We start from the raw sequence: 20,236 nt of genomic DNA, 5'->3' as shown, positions 1-20,236 counted from the left end.
TTTCACCGCCTCAGGATAACGACTAATTGCCCGAGAGGGTCGAAAAAATCTTGCCGGGGTTCAGAATGTTGTCCGGGTCGAGCGCCTGCTTGATCTGCCGCATCAACTGGACCGTGCCGCCGAGCTCGCCCGGCAGGAAGCCCTGCTTGCCCTGGCCGATGCCGTGTTCGCCGGTGCAGGTGCCATCCATGGCGAGCGCCCGGGCATTGAGCCGGCCGACGAAGGCCTCCACCTCGGCGACATGCGCCGGGTCCTTGTCGTCGAAGACGAGGCTGACATGGAAATTGCCGTCGCCGGCATGGCCGACGATCGGCGCCAGCAGCCCGTGCTCCTCGATATCCACTTCCGTTTCGGCCACGCAGTCGGCAAGGCGCGAGATCGGCACGCAGACGTCGGTCGCGATCGCCTCCCAGCCGGGCCGCAGCGCCTTGGCCGACCAGTAGACATTGTGCCGCGCCTTCCAGAGCTTCGCGCGCTCCTCCGCGTCCGAACTCCACTGGAACGCCCCGCCGCCGCATTCGGCGGCGATCGCGCCGAACTCTTCCGACTGCAGGCGCACGCTCTCCTCGTTGCCGTGGAACTCGACGAAGAGCGTCGGCTGCTCCGGCAGCGTCAGGCCGGAATAGGCGTTGCAGGCCTTGATCTGCAGCGTGTTGACGAGCTCGATGCGGGCGACGGGAATGCCGAGCTGGATGGTCATGATGACGGCATTGCAGGCGTCCTTCAGCGTCGGGAAGCCGCAGATGCCGCCGGCGATGACCGCGGGGATGCCCTGGAGGCGCAGCGTGATCGAGGTCAGCACGCCGAGCGTTCCCTCGGCGCCGACGAAGAGCCGCGTCAGGTCGTAGCCGGCGGAGGATTTTCGCGCGCGGCGGGCGGTGCGGATCTCCTCGCCGGTGGCGGTGACGGCGGTCACGGCGAGCACATTGTCCTTCATCGTGCCGTAGCGCACCGCATTGGTGCCCGAGGCGCGCGTCGAGGTCATGCCGCCGATCGAGGCGTTCGCGCCGGGATCGATCGGGAAGAAGAGACCGGTATCGCGCAGGTAGACGTTCAGCTCCTCGCGCGTGATGCCGGGCTCGACGGTGCAGTCGAGGTCTTCGGCATTGACCTCAAGGACCCGCTTCATGTTGCTGAAATCGATGGAGATGCCGCCGTTCGGCGCGTTCACCTGCCCCTCCAGCGAGGAGCCCGTGCCGAAGGGAATGACCGGCACCTTCAGTTCGGCGCAGAGGGAGACGACGGCCTTCACCTCCTCGGCATTCTCGACGAAGACGACGCCGTCCGGCAACTGGGCGGGAATATAGGTAGTGGTGTGCGCATGCTGGGCGCGGATCGCCTCGCCCGTCTGGAACCGCGCGCCGAAGCGCCCGGCAAGCCGCGGCAGCGCCGCGGCGATGCCCTCCTCGTTGCGCGCGCCGCCCCTGATATCCGCCAAAGCCATCGTAAGGTCCTCAATTCCGTGAGGATTTACTCAGCAAATTGGCGGGCGGCTGTCCAGCCGCAATTGCGCGAAGGATGAAAGTCTTGGTAGCCCCTCATCCGGCCTGCCGGCCACCTTCTCCCCGCAAGCGGGGCGAAGGGATATGCCGCACCGATTTCCCCAATTCCTCAACGTTTCGCGGAGCAAGTCGCCTCTCCCCGCTTGCGGGGAGAGGGTTAGGGTGAGGGGCAATCGCCACAGGGGACAGCGCCGCCGGCCTTTACTCCGCCGCCTGCGGCAGGACTTCCGCCGGCGGCGGCAAGGCCTCGTCCTTGCGCCTGCCGAGCGTCTCGGCATGGGCCAGCTCGGCGGCGAGGCGCTTCTCCTCGTCGGCATGCGGACTGGTGAAGCCGGCGATGACCAGATAGGCGACGGGGGTCAGGTAGAGCGTGACGACGGTGGCAAGGCCGAGGCCGCCGACCAGCACCCAGCCGAGCGAGATGCGCGCCTCCGCGCCCGCCCCGCTGGCGAGGATCAGCGGCAGGGCGCCGACGACGGTGGCGATCATCGTCATCAGGACCGGGCGCAGGCGGATGTTCGAGGCATCCTCGATGGCGCTGCGGATATCCTGCCCGCGGTCGCGCAACTGGTTGGCGAATTCGACGATCAGGATGCCGTTCTTCGCCATGATGCCGACGAGCAGCACGAGCCCGATCTGGCTGTAGATGTTCAGCGTCGTGCCCGTAATGATCATCGCGAAGACCGCGCAGGCAAGCCCCAGCGGCACCGTCACCATGATGATGATCGCGCTGACGAAGCTCTCGAACTGCGCGGCGAGCACCAGGAAGATGATGGCGAGCGCGAAGCCGAAGGTGATGAAGAGCCCGTTGGAATTCTCCTGCAGCGTCGCCGCCTCGGCCATCGGCAATACGCGGGAGCCTTCCGGCAGCAGCGGCGCGGCCATCTCCTGAACCAGGGACAGCGCCTCGCCGAGCGCCAGGCCGTCCTTGAGGCCGGCCGACAGCGAGACGGCGCGCAACTGCTGTTCGCGCGAAAGCTGCGGGGCGACGGCCTTTTCCTCCAGCGAGGCGATGGACGACATGGGCACGATCTTGCCGTCGCCGGTCTTGAGGAAGATGTTCTCCAGATCCATCGGGTCGTTGATCGGCTGCGTCGTCGAGGACAGCTTGACGGGGTAGGCCTGCCCCTCGACATAGATGTCGACGACGCTCGTGCCTTCCAGCATGGCCTGCAGCGCCGCGGAAAGACCGGTGATGTCGATGCCGAGATCGGCGGCGCGCTCGCGGTCGACGCTCACGGAAAGCTGGGCCTGGTTGGCCTCGTAGTTCAGCCGCACGTTCTGGAAGCGGCCGCTGTCCTCGATCTGGCGCACGAGTTCGGCCGCCGCATTGCCGAGCTTGGTATAGTCGTTGCCGACAAGCGCGACCTGCAGGCCGTTGCCGGCGCCGCGGATGCCGAGGCTGTTCGGCTGCATGGCGAAGGCGCGCACCGAGGGCACGGAACCGACCGCCGCGTTGATGTCCTGCACGATCTCCTGCTGCGTGCGCTCGCGCTCGCCCCAGGGCGCCAGCGTCAGCACCATGAAGCCGCTGTTCGTCGAGCCGCCCTGGCCGGAGATCGAGAAGATGTTGACGATCTCGCCGTCCTCGTAGAGCGGGCGCAGCTTGTTCTCGATCAGCTTCATCTGGTCCTGCGCATATTCCAGCGACACGCCCTGCGGCGCGTTCACGCGCAGCATGACCATGGACCGGTCCTCGCTCGGCGTCAGCTCGGACTTGATGGTGAAGAAGGAGGTGGCGCCCGCCGCGGTGAAGATGAGTGCCACGACGAAGACGATGACGGGCGCACCGAGGCAGGCGTGCAGGGTCGAGCGGTAGAGGCGTGAGGCCGCGCCGCCGATGCGGGCGAGAAGGCCCGTATGCCCGTGCGTCATGTCCTTGGTCAGCATGCGCGAGGCCAGCATCGGGCAGAGCGTCAGCGCCACGAAGGACGACAGGAGGATGGCGAAGGCGAGCACGAAGCCGAATTCGCGGAAGAGCCGCCCCGCCTGGCCGGGAAGGAAGGAGAGCGGCACGAAGACGGCGGCAAGCGTCGCCGTGGTCGCGATGACCGCGAAGAACACTTCCAGCGTGCCGAGGATGGCGGCCGCGCGCGGCTTCAGGCCCTCGGCCCGGCGGCGCACGATGTTTTCGAGGACGACGATGGCGTCGTCCACCACGAGCCCCGTCGCCAGCACGATGGCGAGCAAAGTCAGGATGTTGACGGAGAACCCGGCCATGTAGATGGCGGCGATCGTGCCGATGAGCGCGATCGGCATGCTGATCGTCGGGATCAGCGTCGCGCGCCAGTCGAGCAGGAAGAGATAGATGACGAGCGTGACGATCGACACCGCGACGATGAGCGCGATCTCCACCTCGTGGATCGCGCCCTCGATGAAGACGGCGTCGTCGCTGGTGATCTTGATCTCGGTGCCCTCGGGCAGGATGCTCCCGAACTGCGCCACCATCTGCTTCACGCCGGCCGAGATATCGAGCGTGTTGGACTGCGCCTGGCGGATGATGCCGAGGCCGATGCCCTGGCGGCCGTTGGAGCGCAGCGCGGTGGAGCCCTCGTCCGGGCCCATCGTCACCATGGCCACGTCGCCGATACGCACGCGGTTCTTCAGGATCAGGTTCTCGAAATCGGCGGGCGTCTTCAGGTCCGCCGTCGCGCGCACCGTGATGTCCTGGCTCTGGCTCTTCAGCGAACCGGCGGGCACGTCGAAGGCGGCGGTCGCCAGCGCGTTGCGCAGGTCCGCGACCGTCAGGCCGCGCGCGGCGAGCTTCGACTGGTCGACATCGACGCGAAAGATCTTCTCCTGGTCGCCATAGGCGACGACGTCGGCGACGCCCTCGACGGAGGCGAGCCGGTCGGTGATCTCGTTCTCGGCGAGCAGCGTCAGGTCTTCGAGCGAGAGCGTGTCGGAGGTCAGCGCCAGGCGCATGATCGGCTGGCTGTCCGCATCGGCCTTCACGACGCGCGGCTCGTCGGCACCGTCGGGAAGCTGGTTGGCCACGCGGCCGAGCGCATCGCGCACGTCGTTGGCCGCCTGGTTGACGTCGGTCGTGTCGGAGAATTGCAGGGTGACGCGGCTGCGGCCGAAGGAAGAGGACGAGGAAATGTCCTTGATGCCCTGGACGCGCGAGACTGCGCCCTCGATCGCATCGGTCAGCTCGCGGTCGACGGTTTCCGGCGAGGCGCCGTCGAAGGTGGTCGAGACGCTGATGACCGGCTGGTCGACGGAGGGAAGCTCGCGGATCTCCACGCCGTTGAAGGCGGCAAGGCCGGCGACGACGATCAGCGTGTTGAGCACGAGGGCGAAGATCGGCCGGCGGATGAAGAGCGCGGTGAACCCCGCCTTGCCGGATGTGTCGAGCGCGTTCGTCTCCCCCGACATTACGACCCCTCCGTCACGGAGGAGGTCGTCTGCTGGTCGCGCTCCCGGGCGGCCGTGCGCACCGCGCCGCCCGGCCTCAGCGTCTGCACGCCCTCGGTGACGATCTGGTCGCCCTCGGCGATCTCGGCCTTCACCAGAACCTTGTCCGGGTTGCGCTGCACGATATGGACCGGCACGCGCTCGACCTTTTCGTCCTTCACGCGCCAGACATAGGAACCGTCGGCGCTCCACTGCACGGAAAGCGGATCGACGCTCGGATAGAGGTCGCCGGCAAAGCGCATGGTCACCTGGAAGGACATGCCCGCGCGCAGGAGGTCCTCGGGATTGTCGATCTGGGCGCGCACGCGCAACGTCCGGCTCTCCTGGTCGATGCGGTTGTCGATCGCCTGCACCTCGCCGGTGAAGGTCTCGCCCGGCCGCGCGACCGCCGTCGCCGTCACGGCGCCGCCGACGCGCACGCTCGTCGCAAACCGCTCCGGCACCCAGAAATCGACGAGGATTTCCGAACGGTCATCGATGCGGGCGATCGCCGACGACGTGGTGACGTAGTCGCCGGGATTGACGGAGATGATGCCGACGACGCCGCTATAGGGCGCGGTGATGTCCCGGCGGCGCAGCGTCAGCTCTGCGTTCTGCAAGGCGAGTTCGGCAGCCTGCAGCGCCGTCTGGGCGTCCTGCAGCTCGGCGGTGCTCATGGTGGATTTCAGGTTCTCGATGCGCGTCAGCTTCTGCCGGGCGCTGTCTCGCGCCACGCGCGCCTGGTCGGCGGCGATGCGCTGCTCGTCGCTGTCGAGGCGGGCGATCACCTGGCCCTGCTCCACCCGTTCGCCGGATTTCACCAGAACCTCCGTGAGGTTCCCGGTGGCATAGGGCGTCACGGTCACGGTGCGGATCGCCTCGCCGTCGCCGATGGCGTTCAGCCGGTCGTTGACGACGGACATGGCCACCTTCTTGGTGGCGACCAGTGCCGGCCCGCCGCCGAAGCCGCCGCGGCGGCCACCCTCGCGGCCGCCCTGCGCCTCGCCGTCGCCGGCCGGCGCGATGGCCGCCACGAGCGTGCCGGGCAGGCCCGTGGCCTCCAGCATGGCATTTGCCCCGGGCACGAAGCGACCCCAGAGCAAGACCCCCGCCGAAATGACGCCAAGGCTTATGAGGAGCTGTTTCCAAACCCGCATGCAATCTGTCTCCGAAGGAAGCGAACCGTCATCTGTTGCGGCGCGACATAGGCCAAGTATCCCGCTTTGAAAATGAACGGGCAATGAAAGAATGCGTTCATTACGGAAATGTAAGGTTGTCGGCCCGCTCTGTTACCGAAATGTAAGAAAAGGCGGAGAAATCTTCCCTCGCCGCCCCTTCTGCGAGCATGCGCATGACTGGACGCTTCCTCCACTTGTGATAGCTTTTTCCCGGCCACAGCGGCCGAGCCCTATTTCAGTATTCTTTCATCAACGCATTGAACGACAGGGGGAATTCCATGTGTGACGCCTGTGTCATCGATACCGTCAAGAACCGCATGCTTTCGAGGAGGAGCTTTTTCCGCGCGGCTGCCGCGGGGGCAGCAACGGTCGCCGCCGCAAGTTCCGGCGCGCTCAGCCCGGCGCTCGCCCAGGCGCCGACGAAGGCAACGGACCTCACCCATGAACTCTACGAGGAATTTCCGACCTTTTTCGGAGAGCAGCAGTTCTGGCGCGAGCAGAAGTTCAATTACAAGGAACACAAGTTCAATCTCTTCGAACTGCGCGTGAACGAGCATACCGGCACCCATCTCGACGCACCGCTGCATTTCTCCGAGGACGGCACATCGGTGGCGGAAATCCCGGTCTCCGATCTCGTCGTGCCGCTCGCCGTCATCGATATCAGGGAAAAGGCCGCCGCCAATGCCGATGCGCAACTGACGCCGGACGACATCAAGGCCTGGATCGCGGCCAATGGCGAGCTGCCGGAAAGGGCCTGCGTCGCGCTGCTGTCCGGCTGGGACAAGCATCTCGGCACAGACAAGTTCCGCAATGCCGATGGCGAGGGCAAGATGCACTTCCCCGGCTTCCATGTCGAAGCGGTGCAATACCTCGCGGAAAATTCGAGCGCGGTCGGCATCGCCGTCGATACGCTCTCGCTCGACTACGGCATTTCCCCGGATTTCGCGACGCACTATTCCTGGCTTGCCTCCGGCCATTGGGGGCTTGAGGCGGCCGCCAATCTGGATCAGCTTCCGGCCAGGGGCGCGACCCTCGTCGTCGGCGCGCCCAAGGTGCGCGGCGGCACGGGCGGCCCGACCCGCGTCATCGCGCTGGCCTGATCCCCATCCGGCCGGCGGTTCCGCCGCCGGCCCATTCTCCCGGAGGAACCATGAGCACCGTCAAGCCCGCCGACGATCTGGAAGCCGACCCGCGCGTCAAGGCGGTGTTCGACGACATCCGCGCCACCCGCAAATCGGACTTCGTCAACAATATGTGGCGCTACCTCGCCTTCGACCCGGCGCTACTGGAGCGCACCTGGGCGGAGGTGAAGGCCGTCATGGCGACGCCCTCGGCGCTCGATCCGCTGGTCAAGGAAATGCTCTACATCGCCGTCTCGGTGACGAACGGCTGCAGCTACTGCGTCCATTCCCACACCGCCGCCGCGAAAGCCAAGGGCATGACGGATGCGCACCATGCCGAGCTGCTCGCCATCGTCTCGCTCGCCGGCAAGACGAACCAGCTCGCCACCGCCTTGCAGGTGCCCGTGGACGAGGTCTTCGACGCCGACCGCCGAAAGCCCTGAACGGCGCCGCTTTCCACAATCTTCCGGCCAATCTTTTTCCCCGCGGAATAAAAGCAGAACGGAAAACTGGCCTTTCGGGACCGAATCACTACATTGAGCCGCATGATCAGCGGTTACGACGACATTCCCTTCTTCGACGAGGACCCGCAACTGGCCGGCAAGCCCGCGGCGCCGGCCAAGCCGACGGGCGGCATCGCCGCGCGCGCCATGGCGGCGCGCGATGCGCACCGGGCGCCGGATTATCTCTCCGGCCTCAATCCCGAGCAGCGTGAGGCGGTGGAAACGCTCGACGGCCCCGTGCTGGTGCTCGCCGGCGCCGGCACCGGCAAGACGCGCGTGCTCACCACCCGCATCGCCCATATCCTCGCCACCGGCCGCGCCTTCCCCAGCCAGATGCTGGCCGTGACCTTCACCAACAAGGCCGCGCGCGAGATGAAGGAGCGCATCGGCCTCCTCGTCGGCGGCGCCGTCGAGGGCATGCCCTGGCTCGGCACCTTCCACTCGATCGGCGTCAAGCTGCTGCGCCGCCATGCCGAACTCGTCGGCCTCAGGTCGGATTTCTCCATCCTCGACACCGATGACGTGGTGCGGCTGATCAAGCAGATCATCCAGGCCGAGGGCATCGACGACAAGCGCTGGCCGGCCAAGCAGTTCGCCGGCATGATCGACACCTGGAAGAACAAGGGCCTCGACCCGGCGCAGATCCCGGAAGGCGACGCCCGCGCCTTCGCCAACGGCAAGGGCCGCGAACTCTACGTCGCCTACCAGAACCGCCTGAAGACGCTGAACGCCTGCGATTTCGGCGACCTCCTGCTGCACCCGATCCGCCTGTTCCGCGCCAATCCGGATGTGCTCGCCGAATACCACCAGAAATTCCGCTACATCCTCGTCGACGAATACCAGGACACCAACACCGCGCAGTACATGTGGCTGCGTCTTCTCGCCCAGCGGCCGAAGGGCACGCCGCAGAACGTCTGCTGCGTCGGCGACGACGACCAGTCGATCTACGGCTGGCGCGGCGCGGAGGTGGACAACATCCTGCGCTTCGAGAAGGATTTCCCGGGCGCGAAGGTCATCAAGCTGGAGCGCAACTACCGCTCCACCGCCCATATCCTCGGCGCGGCCGGCCATCTCATCGCCCATAACGAGGATCGTCTCGGCAAGACGCTCTTTACCGACCGGCACGATCCCGACGACGACAAGGTCGTGGTGCACGCCGCCTGGGATTCGGAAGAGGAGGCCCGCGCCGTCGGCGAGGAGATCGAGCAGCTCCAGCGCAAGGCGCACAAGCTGAACGACATGGCGATCCTCGTGCGCGCCTCCTTCCAGATGCGCGAATTCGAAGACCGCTTCGTCACGCTCGGCCTCAACTACCGCGTCATCGGCGGCCCGCGCTTCTACGAGCGGCTCGAGATCCGCGACGCGATGGCCTATTTCCGCCTGGTCAGCCAGCCGGCCGACGACCTCGCCTTCGAGCGCATCGTCAACACGCCGAAGCGCGGCCTCGGCGATACGACGATCCGCAACCTGCACGACTATGCCCGCGCCCGCGACATCCCCATGCTCGCCGCCGCCGCCGACATCATCGAGACGGACGAACTGAAGCCGAAGGCGCGCAAGGCCCTCTTCGACGTCGTCACCGATTTCAGCCGCTGGCAGTCGCTGCTGGAGACCATGCCGCACACCGAGCTTGCCGAGCAGATCCTCGACGAGAGCGGCTATACCGCCATGTGGCAGGCCGACAAATCGGCCGAGGCGCCGGGGCGGCTGGAAAACCTGAAAGAACTCATCCGCTCGATGGAGGCCTTCGAATCGATGCGCGGCTTCCTCGAACATGTCTCGCTCGTCATGGATGCCGAGCAGAACGAGAATCTCGACGCCGTCTCGATCATGACGCTGCATTCGGCCAAGGGCCTCGAATTCGAGACCGTCTTCCTGCCCGGCTGGGAGGAAGGCCTGTTCCCGCACCAGCGCTCGCTCGACGAGGGCGGCCGCTCGGGCCTGGAAGAAGAACGCCGCCTCGCCTATGTCGGCATCACGCGGGCCAAGCGCCGCTGCCACATCTGGTTCGTCTCGAACCGTCGCATCCACGGTCTCTGGCAGACGACCCTGCCCTCGCGCTTCCTCGACGAACTGCCGGAAGCCCATGTCGAGGTGGCGGAGGTGGAGCAATCCTATGGCGGTTACGGCCGCGGCGGCTACGGCCAGTCCCGCTTCGACAAGCAGGAGCCCTTTCAGAACGCCTATTCGACGCCCGGCTGGCGGCGCGCCCAGGCGAACCGCACCGACGCGACGCGCGACAACTGGGGCTCACGCTCCGGCCACGCCGTCGAGCGCATCGGCTATGGGGAAAGCGGCCCGCGGGCAAAAACCATCGACGGCGAGCTCGTGGCGAAATCGACCGTGAGCGAGCCGTCGAAATTTGCGGTCGGCGACCGGGTCTTCCACATCAAGTTCGGCAACGGCAACGTGGCGGCGATCGAGGGCAACAAGCTGACGATCGATTTCGACCGCGCGGGCCAGAAGCGCGTTCTGGACGGCTTTGTCGAGCGAGCCTGATACCGGCGGCATCTGATTATTAGCGTGTCCGGTACACCCCCCTCTGCCCTGCCGGGCATCTCCCCCTCAAGCGGGGAGATCGGCAAGCCGCGAAAACCTTGCTCGATCAGCAACGTCTTGATTTGACGAAACGGTCCTCCATCCAATCTCCCCCCTTGAGGGGGAGATGCCCGGCAGGGCAGAGGGGGGCCACCGCCGAGGATGAGAGCAATCAGGCGCCGGCCTTGCGATAGAGCGCGGCAAGCTGGGTGCGCGAGGACGGCAGTTCAGGGACCACGACCATCATCGTGACATGGCCGCGCTTGAAGGCGTTGAGGAACGGCTCGTAGTTCTGGAAGGCGACGCAGCCATGCGAGCCCTTCTGGCCGCGCAGCAGGTTGGTGTGCGTCAGAAGGCCCGTGCGGTTCTTCGGGTCCCGCCCGTCGATCGAGGTCATGCGGATCGCCTCGACGCCGTGGAAGCGCCGCTCGCGCATCTTCAGACGATAGATGCCGGCCGGGGTCGGGCCGTTCATCTTGACGTGCTCATAGCGCGGATTGTCGCGCATCTTGCCGATGCCGGAATGGGCGCGCAGCTTCGTGCCGTCGGGCATGTAGACCGTCGCGTTGGAGACATCGTAGATCGCCACCTTCGTGCCGCGGCCCGGCCAGCCGGTGCTGCTGCCGCCCTTGCCCTTGAAGAGATCGCCGAACAGCGAGCGCTCGGGCTTGACGAGGGCGACGTCTTCCTTGTCCTTCGCCTTTTCGCGCCGGCTGCGCGCGACAGGCTTTTCCTCGACCACCGGCTTTTCGATGGTGACCGTCTCCAGCGCGGGTTTTGCTTCCGGCAGCGGGATCACGCTGAGGAGATTTTCCTCCTCTTCCTCCGGCTTCTGCATGACGAGGCCGAAGGGCTGGATGTCCTTGCGGGCCGAAACGTCCTCGACCAGCGCGGTCACCATGGTCGGCTGGCCGGTGATCCGCTTCTCGTCCTCGACGGAGCGCTCGGCACGGGCGATGGCCGCCTCGATCATCGCGGCCTTGGCCTTCTCGCGCTTGACGGCGGAGGCGAGCTGGACGGAGATGCGGCGCTGGTGCGCGATCTGGATCGCCTCGGCGGTCAACTGCTTCTGGCGGATCTCGCTGTCCGAGGGCTGCGAAAGCCGCGAGAATTTTGCGACCTTCACCACGCGCTCGGCAAGCCTCTGCGTGGTAGCGGGCTTTTCGTGCAGCGAGCCGGCAAGGGTCTTGCTGCCCTCGGAGAGCGTGGACGCCGCCCCCTGCATCGCGCCGAGCGTCGAGACGACGGCCCAGACGGAGCCGGCGATGACGCCGCAGGCAAGGATTGTGCTGAGAAGGATACCCCCGGAACGACCCCGACGGGATTTGGACGCGGAACGCGCGGAACCGTATACAGACGCCATGATACTCGTTACCCGATACTCGTTACTCGACGCGGCCGCGGAAAACACGCTCCGGAAGCCGTTACGCTTGCGGCAGGCGGCGGGATCACGCGTCCCGGGCTTCTGCCGAACAAGCAAAGAATGACGAAATATGGTAAGCAATTCCTAAACGGCGCCTCGCGTTTTTGAAGGAGTCCGCCGGCAGGTCCTCAACATCCGGCAAGGCTGCCTGTCACGAGAATGCGGCGCTGGCGTGTCGAAAGCCCCCGTATCCCTAGAACTGGGGATGCCGGGCGAGCCAGTCGGTCGCCGCCTCGTAGCGCGCGGCGACCGCCAGCACGTCGCTGTCAGCCCGCGGACGGCCGATGATCTGGATGCCGGCGGGCAATCCCCCCGCCCCGAAACCGGCCGGCATGGCGGCGACGGGAAGGCCGGCCAGCGTCGGGCCGATGACCACCTCCATCCAGCGATGATAGGTGTCCATCGCCCGCCCCGCGATCGCCTTCGGCCAGTCGAGTTCGGCCTCGAAGGGGAAGACCTGGGCGGTGGGCAGGATGAGGAAATCGTAGCGTTCGAAGAGGCCGGAGACGTGGCGCAGCCAGTCGCTGCGGCCGAGCGAGGCGGCATAGACCTCCGCCGCCGAGAGGTTCTGGCCGTTCTCGATTTCCCAGATCATCTCCGGCTTCATGCGCGCGCGCCGGACCGGATCGGCATAGTCGGCCGCCTGGCCGTTGGCGACGAGGAAATGGCGCAGCGTGCGCCAGATCTGCCAGAGCCGCGCCATGTCGAAGCCCGGCGGCACCTCCTCCACGCGGCATCCAAGCCGCCGGAAGACGTCGAGCGAGGCGCGGCAAAGCTCCAGCACGCCGGGCTCGAAGGGAAGGTAGCCGCCGAAATCGCCGAGCCAGCCGATGCGGGCGCCGGAGAGATCGCGGTCGGCATCGAACGCGAGGCCATCGTCGGGAAGCGACAGCGGGTCGCGCGGATGTTGGCCGGATTGCGTCGCCAGGAGGGCAGCGACATCGGCGACGCTGCGCCCCATCGGGCCGTTGACGGCGAGCTGGCCGAGGAAGAGCTCGGTGTTGAGCGAGGGCACCCGGCCGAAGGACGGGCGGAAGCCGACGACATTGTTGAAGCCGGCGGGATTGCGCAGCGAGCCCATCATGTCGCTGCCATCGGCGACCGGCAGCAGCCGCGCCGCCAGCCCCGCCGCCGCGCCGCCCGAGGAGCCGCCGGCGCTCCTGCCGGTATCGTAGGGATTGCGCGTGACGCCGAAGACCGGGTTGTAAGTGTGCGAGCCGAGGCCCATTTCCGGCGCATTGGTCTTGCCGATGATGATGGCGCCGGCGGCACTGATGCGCTCGACATGGATGTCGTCGTAGTCGGGCACGAAATCCGCATAATTGGCCGAACCGAAGGAGCAGATGATGCCCTTCGCCTCGGAAAGGTCCTTCACCGCGAAAGGCATGCCGTGCAACCAGCCGTGACGGTCCCCCGCCGCGAGCGCCCGGTCCGCCGCCTCCGCCTCGGCCAGCAGCACATCGGTCGGGCGCAGGCTGACAAGGGCGTTGAGGCGCGGGTTGATCGCCTCGATGCGGGAAAGATAGGCCGCCATGACGCTGCGGCAGTCGAGCCGGCGCTCGGCGATGGCAGCGGAAAGGGCAAGGGCGGAAAGGTCGGTGATGTCCTGCAAGGTCGGCTCCGGCATTCGTCTGGAACAGAGCTAGCAGGCGGAAGGAAGGAGCGCCAGCCCGGTCCTAGCCGAGCGGGACGCCCTGGCGGAAGGCGAGTGCGAAGAAACCGACGGCAGCGAGCGAGCCGACCGTGCGCACGTGGTTCCACATCGTCCAGACGCCGAGATAGCGCTGCCAGAGGGCCGCCTGTTCAGGGCTGCCGGCGGGTGCGGCGGCGAGCGCATCGTTGAGCGGCACGTTGAAGACAACGGTCACGCCGATGACGGCGACAAGGAAGACGACACCGCCCGCCGCGGCCAGCAGACCGCCGGCTCCGCCCTGCAGGAAGCCGAGGACCGCCAGCACCAGCGACAGCAACGCCCCGCCGAAGAAGGCCGAGAAGAACCAGGGGTTCTGGATGACGGCATTGATGGCGTTCATCGCCGCCGCCCCTTCCGCAGGCGAAAGACGGGCAAAGGCCGCCATGATGCAGACCGAGAAGATGAAGAACAGCCCGGCATTCAGCGCCGCGGCGAGAATGGAAAGGAAGGTCAGGATGGGAAAGGCGCTTGCCATGGTCGGGTCCTCCGGAAGCCGTTTCGTCCGCATCACGGGCGAACTCGAAAAATCGCGTGGCGGTCGGCCGGCCACGCGCGGCATCACCACCCGGATGCACGTTCCACCTGTCATCGCCGCCCAAAAATATGAGCAATCCTCATATTTGCAAAATGTGAGGAATCCTCGTATTTGTCAAGACCAATCGAAAGTCCTTTCGGAAAGACCGATGGCCGAACCGCAGACCCGCCGCGCACCGACCCAGAAACGCAGCCGCGAACGGGTGGACGCCATCCTCGCCAATGCGACGGACATGATCGCGCAGGCGGGCAGCGACGCCCTGCGCATGAGCGAACTCGCCCAGCGCACGGGCATCTCGATCGGCTCGCTCTACCAGTATTTTCCCGACAAGAGCGCCGTGGTGCACGCGCTTGCCGAACGCTGCAATGCGGAAAGCCGCGCCTGCATCGCCGAAGGCCTTGCCGCCGTCGGCAGCATGGAGGCGCTTGCCGACGCCTTCGGCAGCCTAATCGACACCTATTACGCGCTCTTCCTCGCCGAACCGGTCATCCGCGACATCTGGTCCGCCGTGCAGGCGGACGGGGCGCTGCGGGCCATGGAGGCGGAGGAGAGCCGCCGCAACGGTGCCCTGCTCGCCGCCCGGCTGCGGATGTTGCGCCCCAAGGCCGATGCCGCCCGGATCGAGGCGACCGCCCTCCTCGTCATGCATCTCGGCGAGGCGACGATGCGCCTTGCCGTCTCGGTCGACCGGGCGGAGGGCGACAGGCTGGTCGAGGCCTACAAGCGCATGGCGATCCGGGAGCTGACGGCGCTGTAGCCTATCGGGCGCGCCGCGCCTCCAGCACCTCGGCCGCCTCGAGCAGCGTGGCGAAGAGATGGGCGATCTTGTCGCTGCGCGTATCGCCGTACCAGATCTGCGGCACCATCACGCGGAAGCGGGTTTGGAGCAGATCCGCCAGCGCCTCGGTGTCGCCCATCCATTCCAGCATGTCGGCATAGAGGTTCATCACGCTCGGCGCGGGAAAGCGCGACAGGAGGTCCTCGAAACCCTGTTTCGCCATGTCCGGATCGCAGAGCGTATCGGCAAGCGCGTGGTCGCCGACCTCGGTGTTGGCCTGCTGGATCAGCGCGTAGAAGCCGAGGCCGAAACGATCCTGCGTCAGTGCCGCCGCCCGGCGGGCGAAGTTTTCGAGATCCTGCGCATCGCGCCCCAGCCAGCGCGGCATGATCATGCGGGCATGCGCGCGACAGAGGTCGATATTGTAGCGATCGAGCCGCCAGGCCTGCTCGAAGCGCGCCGCGAATGTCTCGAAATCGCCGTCATTGGCCGAGCGGCGGTAGTCGCTCATCCGCCAGCAGAAATTGTCCGGGTCGACCTGGCTGTCGAGCACATCGTCCGCCGCCTTCAGCAACGCCTCGCAGCTCTGCCACTGCTCCGCCCGGACAAGGTGCCCGTAGGCGGTGCCGCGCTGCGCGAAGGCCGCCACGCGCAGGGCATCGGCATAGGTCGCGGCGGAAAAGGCCGACGGGCTGCGCTCGAAGAAAGCCCGGAAGGGTTCCAGCCCGGCGACATGCGCCGCCGCCTCGTCGTCCGGCAACTCCAGGAACGGTTCGAGGAACCATTCCTTGACCAGCGAATAGAGCGGCCGGCCGCTTTCCGTGATGACGCCGCTCGCCCGCGCCGCCTCGAAGGCCCGCTGATAGGCCTCGAAATCGCCGTTGCGCCAGGCCGCGCGCAGGGCGTCGCGCTGCGGCACGAGGGCCGGTATTTCGTCGTGGAGATCGACGAGATAGAGGTCGTAGTCGCGCACCAGCCGCTCCTCCGGCGACAGGAGTTCCTGCGGCGCCGCGCTCGCCCGGCCGAACATCCTGTTGCGCAAAGTGGCAAGAATATCCCTGAAAACCATGTCGATCCGCTTTCTCAGCCCCCGGTCCACCCGCATGCGGCGGGAACCAGCGGAAGACGGCTGCAGCCCGGCGGCTATTCGCCTGTCATCACCGATTTTTGAAGAGCGCATGCTCTTTCCCTCCGCCGGTCGTGATACATTTCCAAACCCCGGATGCACGGATGGGTGACGGCCATGCTGACAACGCTTGCCTTGCTGATGAGCCTGATGCCCGGCGCGGAACTCGCCGCCGGGGACGTTGAGGTGGATGTGGAACTGGTGCTGGCGGTCGACGTCTCCGGCTCCATGGACCTCGAGGAGGCGCAGGTGCAGCGCGCCGGTTACGTCGATGCCCTGCGCCACCCCGACTTCATCAATGCCGTGCGCGACGGGCTGACCGGCCGCATCGCCATCAGCTATTTCGAATGGGCCGGCACGATCCGCGACAATTCCCTCGTGCCCTGGCAGATCATCTCCGGCCCGGAGGACGCCGACGCCTTCGCCGCCCAGCTCGAAGCCCGCCCGATCGCCACGCGCCGCGGCACGTCGATATCAGGCGCCATTGCCTATGGCGCGCAACTCTTCGATGCCAACGGCTATACCGGCCTGCGCCGCGTCATCGATGTATCCGGCGACGGCCCGAACAATTTCGGCCCGCCGGTGACGCCGGCGCGCGACGCGGCGACCGCGCTCGGCATCATCATCAACGGCCTTGCCATCATGATCCGCCCCTCCGCCGCCTATGGCTCGCTCGACGACTACTATGCCAACTGCGTCATCGGCGGCCCCGGCGCCTTCGTGCTGCCGGTGCAGGAGCCGGAGGATTTCGCCATCGCCATCCGCCGCAAGCTGATCCTCGAAGTCAGCGGCATCGAGCCGCCTGCCCGCATCATTCCGGCCGCCGGAGGGCCGGCCGATTGCCTGATCGGCGAAAAGCTGAGGCCCAGCTACATGGAGCGCTTCTATCCGGAACTCGACCGCTGAGCCCTGTTCCAACCGAAACAGCGCCGTCCCGGTCCCCCATGCGACAGTCCCCCTGCTGGATGAAATGGTTCGTCCATTGACTGGTAGAGAGGAGACTGAAATGCGCAAGTTCATCATGTCCGCCGTTGTCGCGACCGTCGCAGCGGTGTCCTTCGCCGCCCCTTCGCAGGCCGGCGGCTTCTATATCGGCTTCGGCCATGGCTGGGGCGTCCATCACCACGGCTATGTCAGCCACTACTATGGCCATCACCGCCATTGCTTCTGGAAGAAGGTCAAGCGCTACAACAAGTGGGGACACGTCGTCTACAAGCGCGTGAAGGTCTGCCGTTAAGCATCGGTCCTGGCGCGGTTTTCCGCGGAGAATCCGCCCTGCCCCGGCCGCCCTGCGGCCGGGGTTTTGCCATTGTGAAAACACACGGCGTTCGCAACCTATTCCTTTTGAACGGAAATCGTGCTTATATTGAATGAACGTTCAGCAAAAGACAGGGGAGCGACATGAACGAGATGATCCGCGATATCAGCGTTCCGAACGACTGGGACAGGAGCGGACTTCCCGGCTGGTGTTATCACAGCCCCGCCCTCCTCGAATTGGAGAAGCAGCATGTCTTCCGCGAGCACTGGCAGATCGCCTGCCACGTCTCCGACATTCCCGAGCCCGGCAACTACCTCGCCATGGACGTCGTCGGCGAGCGCGCGCTCATCCTGCGCGGGCAGGACGGCACGGTGCGTGCCTTCCACAACATCTGCCGCCATCGCGGCTCGCGTCTCGTCGCCGACGAGAAGGGCAGTTGCCGCAACGCGCTGGTCTGTCCCTTCCACGGCTGGGTCTACAATCTTGACGGCACGCTGCGCGGCGCCGCGCGCCCCCGCAGCTTTCCCCCGCTCGACAAGAACGAATTCGCACTGAAAACGCTGGAATGCGAGGTCTGGCAGGGCTTCGTCTTCATCCGCTTCGCGCCCGGCCCGCAGCCTTCCGTCGTCGAGCTGATGAAGCCCTTCGAAGAGGAGCTGGCGCATTACCGCACCGAGGAGATGATCCCGGCGGGCGAGATCTGGACCCAGGAGACGCCCGTCAACTGGAAATCCGTGCGCGATGTCGACAACGAGGGCTACCACGTCGCCATGGCGCATCCCGCCCTGCAGGACCTCTACGGCTCGACCTACTACGACGAGCCCTTCGTCGATGGCCTCTGCCGCTCCTTCGCCACCTACAACCCGCATGCCGGCCGGCGCTGGAGCGTGCGCAACTATGTGAAGATCTCTCCCGAAAACCATGCGCTGCCGGAGCGGCTGCGCAAGGCCTGGATCTATTTCGGCCTGTTCCCGAATGCCGTCATCGCCGTCACGCCGGAGACCGTGCAGTTCTACCAGGAATTTCCGCTCGGCGTCGGCCGCACGCTGCTGCGCGGCGGCATCTACCGTTACCGGCAGGAGGAGCGCGCCCACCGCCTCGCCCGCTACCTCGCCTTCCGCATCGACCGCGACACCCAGGCCGAGGACGTGCAGCTCACCGTCTGGTCGAACGAGGCGATGACCTCCAACGCCTTTGCCGGCTTCTACCTCTCCGACCTCGAATACGGCGTGCGCACCCATCACGACCATCTGCGCAAGGTGCTGCCGGTGGTGACGCTGAAGGACGCGCCGGAGGAGAAGGCGATGGCGGAGGTCAATGCCGGGCTGCGGCAAGGCTAGGCTTCTCCGGCAGGGCCGTGGGTGCCGCGCGGATCCTCGGGTCAAGCCCGAGGATGACGATGGAAGAGAAGCACGGCGGGCAAAAGCGACATGGCCATATGCTGCACCGCTTGACGGGTGGGAGCCTCCTCCCCGTCATCCTCGGGCTTGACCCGAGGACCCACATCACACGGCAGGCCCAACGCGAAGAGCCTCAGCCCTTCCAGAGCCCTTCGCGCGTCAAGTCGTCCATCGTCAGCTCGATGCCACGACGCAGGATCGATGCCATGTCGTCGATCTGTTCCAGCGAAATGGTGAGCGGCGGCGACATCACGCACATGTTGATGAGCGGGCGCACCAGCAGGCCGAGATCCTGGCAATGCCGGTCGATGCGCTTGCCGACTTCCAGATCGAGCGTCAGCGGGTTCTTGCTGACGCGGTCGGCGACGCATTCCACGCAGGCCATCAGGCCGAGGCCGCGCACCTCGCCGACCAGCGGCAGCTCCTCCAGCGCCTTCAGGCTCGCCTGGAAATGGTCGGTGACGGCGCGCGCATGGTCGAGCAGCCCGTCCTCCAGGATGTCGAGGTTCTTCAGCGCCACCGCGCAGCCGACCGGATGGCTGGAATAGGTGAGGCCATGCGCGAACATCGCCTCCGAATGGCTCGAACGGCGCAGTTCCTCGAAGAGGCGCCCGGCGATCATCACCCCGCCGAGCGGGAAATAGCCCGACGTCACGCCCTTGGCGAAGGTGATCATGTCCGGGTCGATGCCGAAGACGTCCTGCGAGGCGAAGACATGGCCGAGGCGGCCGAAGGCGGTCACCACCTCGTCCGCGATGAAGAGGATGTCGTTGGCGCGGCAGAGCGCGTGCATGCGTTTGAGGTAACCGGCGGGCGGCACGATGACCCCGCCGGAGGCCATGACCGGCTCGGCGATGAAGGCGCCGATATGTTCCGCCCCCCTCTCTTCGATGACCGCGCGGAACTCCTCGACGAGGAAATCGCAGAAGGCCTCGACGCTCATGCCCTCCGGCCGGCGGAACGGATCGGGGCAGGAGAGCTTGACAACGAGATCGGCGGCGCTGTCCATCCAGTCATGATCGCGCGGCCGGCCGTTGAGCGAGGCGGAGAGGTATGTCGAGCCGTGATAGCCGCCCTGGCGCGAGACGATCAGCTTCTTCTCCGGACGGCCCTTCACATTGTTGGCGAACTGCATGAAGCGCAGCGCCGTCTCGACCGCCGACGAGCCGCCGGTCGTGTAGAAGACATGGTCGATCCCGTCGGGCGCATGTTCGGCAAGGCGGGCGGAGAGCACGGCGGACGGCGTGTTGGTCGTGTACCAGGGCGAATTGTAGGAGAGCTCCATCGCCTGCGCAGCCATGACGTCGGCCAGTTGCCTGTTGCGATGCCCCGCATTGACGCACCACATGCCGGCAGGCCCGTCGATCAGGCGGCGACCGGCGGCGTCGGTCACATAGATGCCCTCGCCCGCCTCGATGCGCCCGCGCGCTTCCGCGCCGATGGAGCCGGAAACCGGCCAGGGCTGCACCAGGTGGCGCTCGGCCAGCCGGGTGAGTTCGTCACCGGCCGCCTCGTCGGCACGCAGGTCCTCGTTCGCCGTCTTCGGAATTGCCGCCATGTCCCTCTCCATCGATTATTTACCAGAAAGAATCTTGGAACAACGATATGAAAGATTTTGGTTTTCCCAATCATATTGAATGTTCGTTCAATCAATATTGCAGAAACAGGGCTTGATTTCAACGGGGATTTCGGCGCATGCTGTCCATCAGGGAACAGCAGCGTGCCCGAAAACGAGCACACAGAGGCCGAAAAGGCGCAAGCGCATGGGAACGGGAAATCTCACGC

Annotated in this window: 15 protein-coding genes; 7 read left to right on the top strand and 8 right to left on the bottom strand. The window is 66.2% G+C overall.

What is annotated here, in order from left to right; all coding sequences use genetic code 11:
• Positions 1-22: 22 nt before the first annotated feature.
• The 3 genes from EV665_RS02165 to EV665_RS02155 form a co-directional block, all read right to left on the bottom strand.
• On the bottom strand, positions 23-1,444 hold the full coding sequence (locus EV665_RS02165) for an FAD-binding oxidoreductase (protein WP_133032914.1): 1,422 nt from the start codon (positions 1,442-1,444) through the stop codon (positions 23-25).
• Between the two features lie 259 nt (positions 1,445-1,703).
• Positions 1,704-4,880 carry an efflux RND transporter permease subunit gene (locus EV665_RS02160; protein WP_064330463.1) on the bottom strand — a complete coding sequence of 1,059 codons (3,177 nt, stop codon included), beginning with the start codon at positions 4,878-4,880 and terminating at the stop codon, positions 1,704-1,706.
• Positions 4,880-6,055 (bottom strand): efflux RND transporter periplasmic adaptor subunit, encoded by a 1,176-nt coding sequence (locus EV665_RS02155; protein ID WP_133032913.1) that lies wholly within the window; start codon positions 6,053-6,055, stop codon positions 4,880-4,882. Before EV665_RS02155 ends, EV665_RS02160 begins: the two co-directional genes overlap by 1 nt.
• Before the next feature lie 299 nt (positions 6,056-6,354).
• Here EV665_RS02155 and EV665_RS02150 point away from each other — a divergent pair, with 299 nt between their 5' ends.
• The 3 genes from EV665_RS02150 to EV665_RS02140 all read left to right on the top strand — a co-directional run bounded on the left by EV665_RS02150 (position 6,355) and on the right by EV665_RS02140 (position 10,199).
• Entirely contained in the window at positions 6,355-7,176 is an 822-nt protein-coding gene (locus EV665_RS02150; protein WP_133032912.1) for a cyclase family protein, read from the top strand.
• Between the two features lie 50 nt (positions 7,177-7,226).
• Positions 7,227-7,640, top strand: a complete 414-nt coding sequence (locus tag EV665_RS02145) for a carboxymuconolactone decarboxylase family protein (RefSeq protein WP_133032911.1) — start codon at positions 7,227-7,229, stop codon at positions 7,638-7,640.
• A 102-nt stretch (positions 7,641-7,742) separates the two neighbouring features.
• The gene (locus EV665_RS02140; protein ID WP_133032910.1) at positions 7,743-10,199 is read left to right on the top strand and encodes an ATP-dependent helicase; all 2,457 of its coding nucleotides are present in this window, start codon (positions 7,743-7,745) and stop codon (positions 10,197-10,199) included.
• A 211-nt stretch (positions 10,200-10,410) separates the two neighbouring features.
• Here the strand turns inward: EV665_RS02140 and EV665_RS02130 are convergent, their stop codons facing one another.
• The 3 genes from EV665_RS02130 to EV665_RS02120 all read right to left on the bottom strand — a co-directional run bounded on the left by EV665_RS02130 (position 10,411) and on the right by EV665_RS02120 (position 13,829).
• Positions 10,411-11,601: a DUF2778 domain-containing protein gene (locus tag EV665_RS02130; protein ID WP_133032909.1), complete on the bottom strand. Its 1,191-nt coding sequence runs from the start codon at positions 11,599-11,601 to the stop codon at positions 10,411-10,413.
• Between the two features lie 253 nt (positions 11,602-11,854).
• Positions 11,855-13,273: an amidase gene (locus EV665_RS02125; RefSeq protein WP_245507631.1), complete on the bottom strand. Its 1,419-nt coding sequence runs from the start codon at positions 13,271-13,273 to the stop codon at positions 11,855-11,857.
• Positions 13,274-13,337: 64 nt separating this feature from the next.
• The gene (locus EV665_RS02120; protein ID WP_133032907.1) at positions 13,338-13,829 is read right to left on the bottom strand and encodes an anthrone oxygenase family protein; all 492 of its coding nucleotides are present in this window, start codon (positions 13,827-13,829) and stop codon (positions 13,338-13,340) included.
• 208 nt (positions 13,830-14,037) lie between these two features.
• Here EV665_RS02120 and EV665_RS02115 point away from each other — a divergent pair, with 208 nt between their 5' ends.
• Complete coding sequence (locus EV665_RS02115) at positions 14,038-14,646, top strand: TetR/AcrR family transcriptional regulator (RefSeq protein ID WP_133032906.1); 609 nt, start codon at positions 14,038-14,040, stop codon at positions 14,644-14,646.
• Between the two features lies 1 nt (position 14,647).
• Here the strand turns inward: EV665_RS02115 and EV665_RS02110 are convergent, their stop codons facing one another.
• Positions 14,648-15,736: a hypothetical protein gene (locus EV665_RS02110; RefSeq protein WP_133032905.1), complete on the bottom strand. Its 1,089-nt coding sequence runs from the start codon at positions 15,734-15,736 to the stop codon at positions 14,648-14,650.
• A 174-nt stretch (positions 15,737-15,910) separates the two neighbouring features.
• On the opposite strand from EV665_RS02110, the gene EV665_RS02105 reads away from it, so the two are divergent.
• The 3 genes from EV665_RS02105 (at position 15,911) to EV665_RS02095 (ending at position 18,391) form a co-directional block, all read left to right on the top strand.
• The gene (locus tag EV665_RS02105; RefSeq protein WP_133032904.1) at positions 15,911-16,699 is read left to right on the top strand and encodes a DUF1194 domain-containing protein; all 789 of its coding nucleotides are present in this window, start codon (positions 15,911-15,913) and stop codon (positions 16,697-16,699) included.
• Between the two features lie 100 nt (positions 16,700-16,799).
• Positions 16,800-17,030, top strand: a complete 231-nt coding sequence (locus tag EV665_RS02100) for a hypothetical protein (protein WP_133032903.1) — start codon at positions 16,800-16,802, stop codon at positions 17,028-17,030.
• Positions 17,031-17,194: 164 nt separating this feature from the next.
• Positions 17,195-18,391, top strand: a complete 1,197-nt coding sequence (locus tag EV665_RS02095; protein WP_133032902.1) for an aromatic ring-hydroxylating oxygenase subunit alpha — start codon at positions 17,195-17,197, stop codon at positions 18,389-18,391.
• Positions 18,392-18,584: 193 nt separating this feature from the next.
• On the opposite strand, the gene EV665_RS02090 is transcribed toward EV665_RS02095, so the two are convergent.
• Positions 18,585-20,009 (bottom strand): aminotransferase, encoded by a 1,425-nt coding sequence (locus EV665_RS02090; protein ID WP_133032901.1) that lies wholly within the window; start codon positions 20,007-20,009, stop codon positions 18,585-18,587.
• Positions 20,010-20,236 lie beyond the last annotated feature (227 nt).

The sequence above is a fragment of the Shinella granuli genome (genome assembly GCF_004341885.1).
GTDB lineage: Bacteria > Pseudomonadota > Alphaproteobacteria > Rhizobiales > Rhizobiaceae > Shinella > Shinella granuli.
This window is presented reverse-complemented; position numbering and strand designations above follow the sequence as displayed.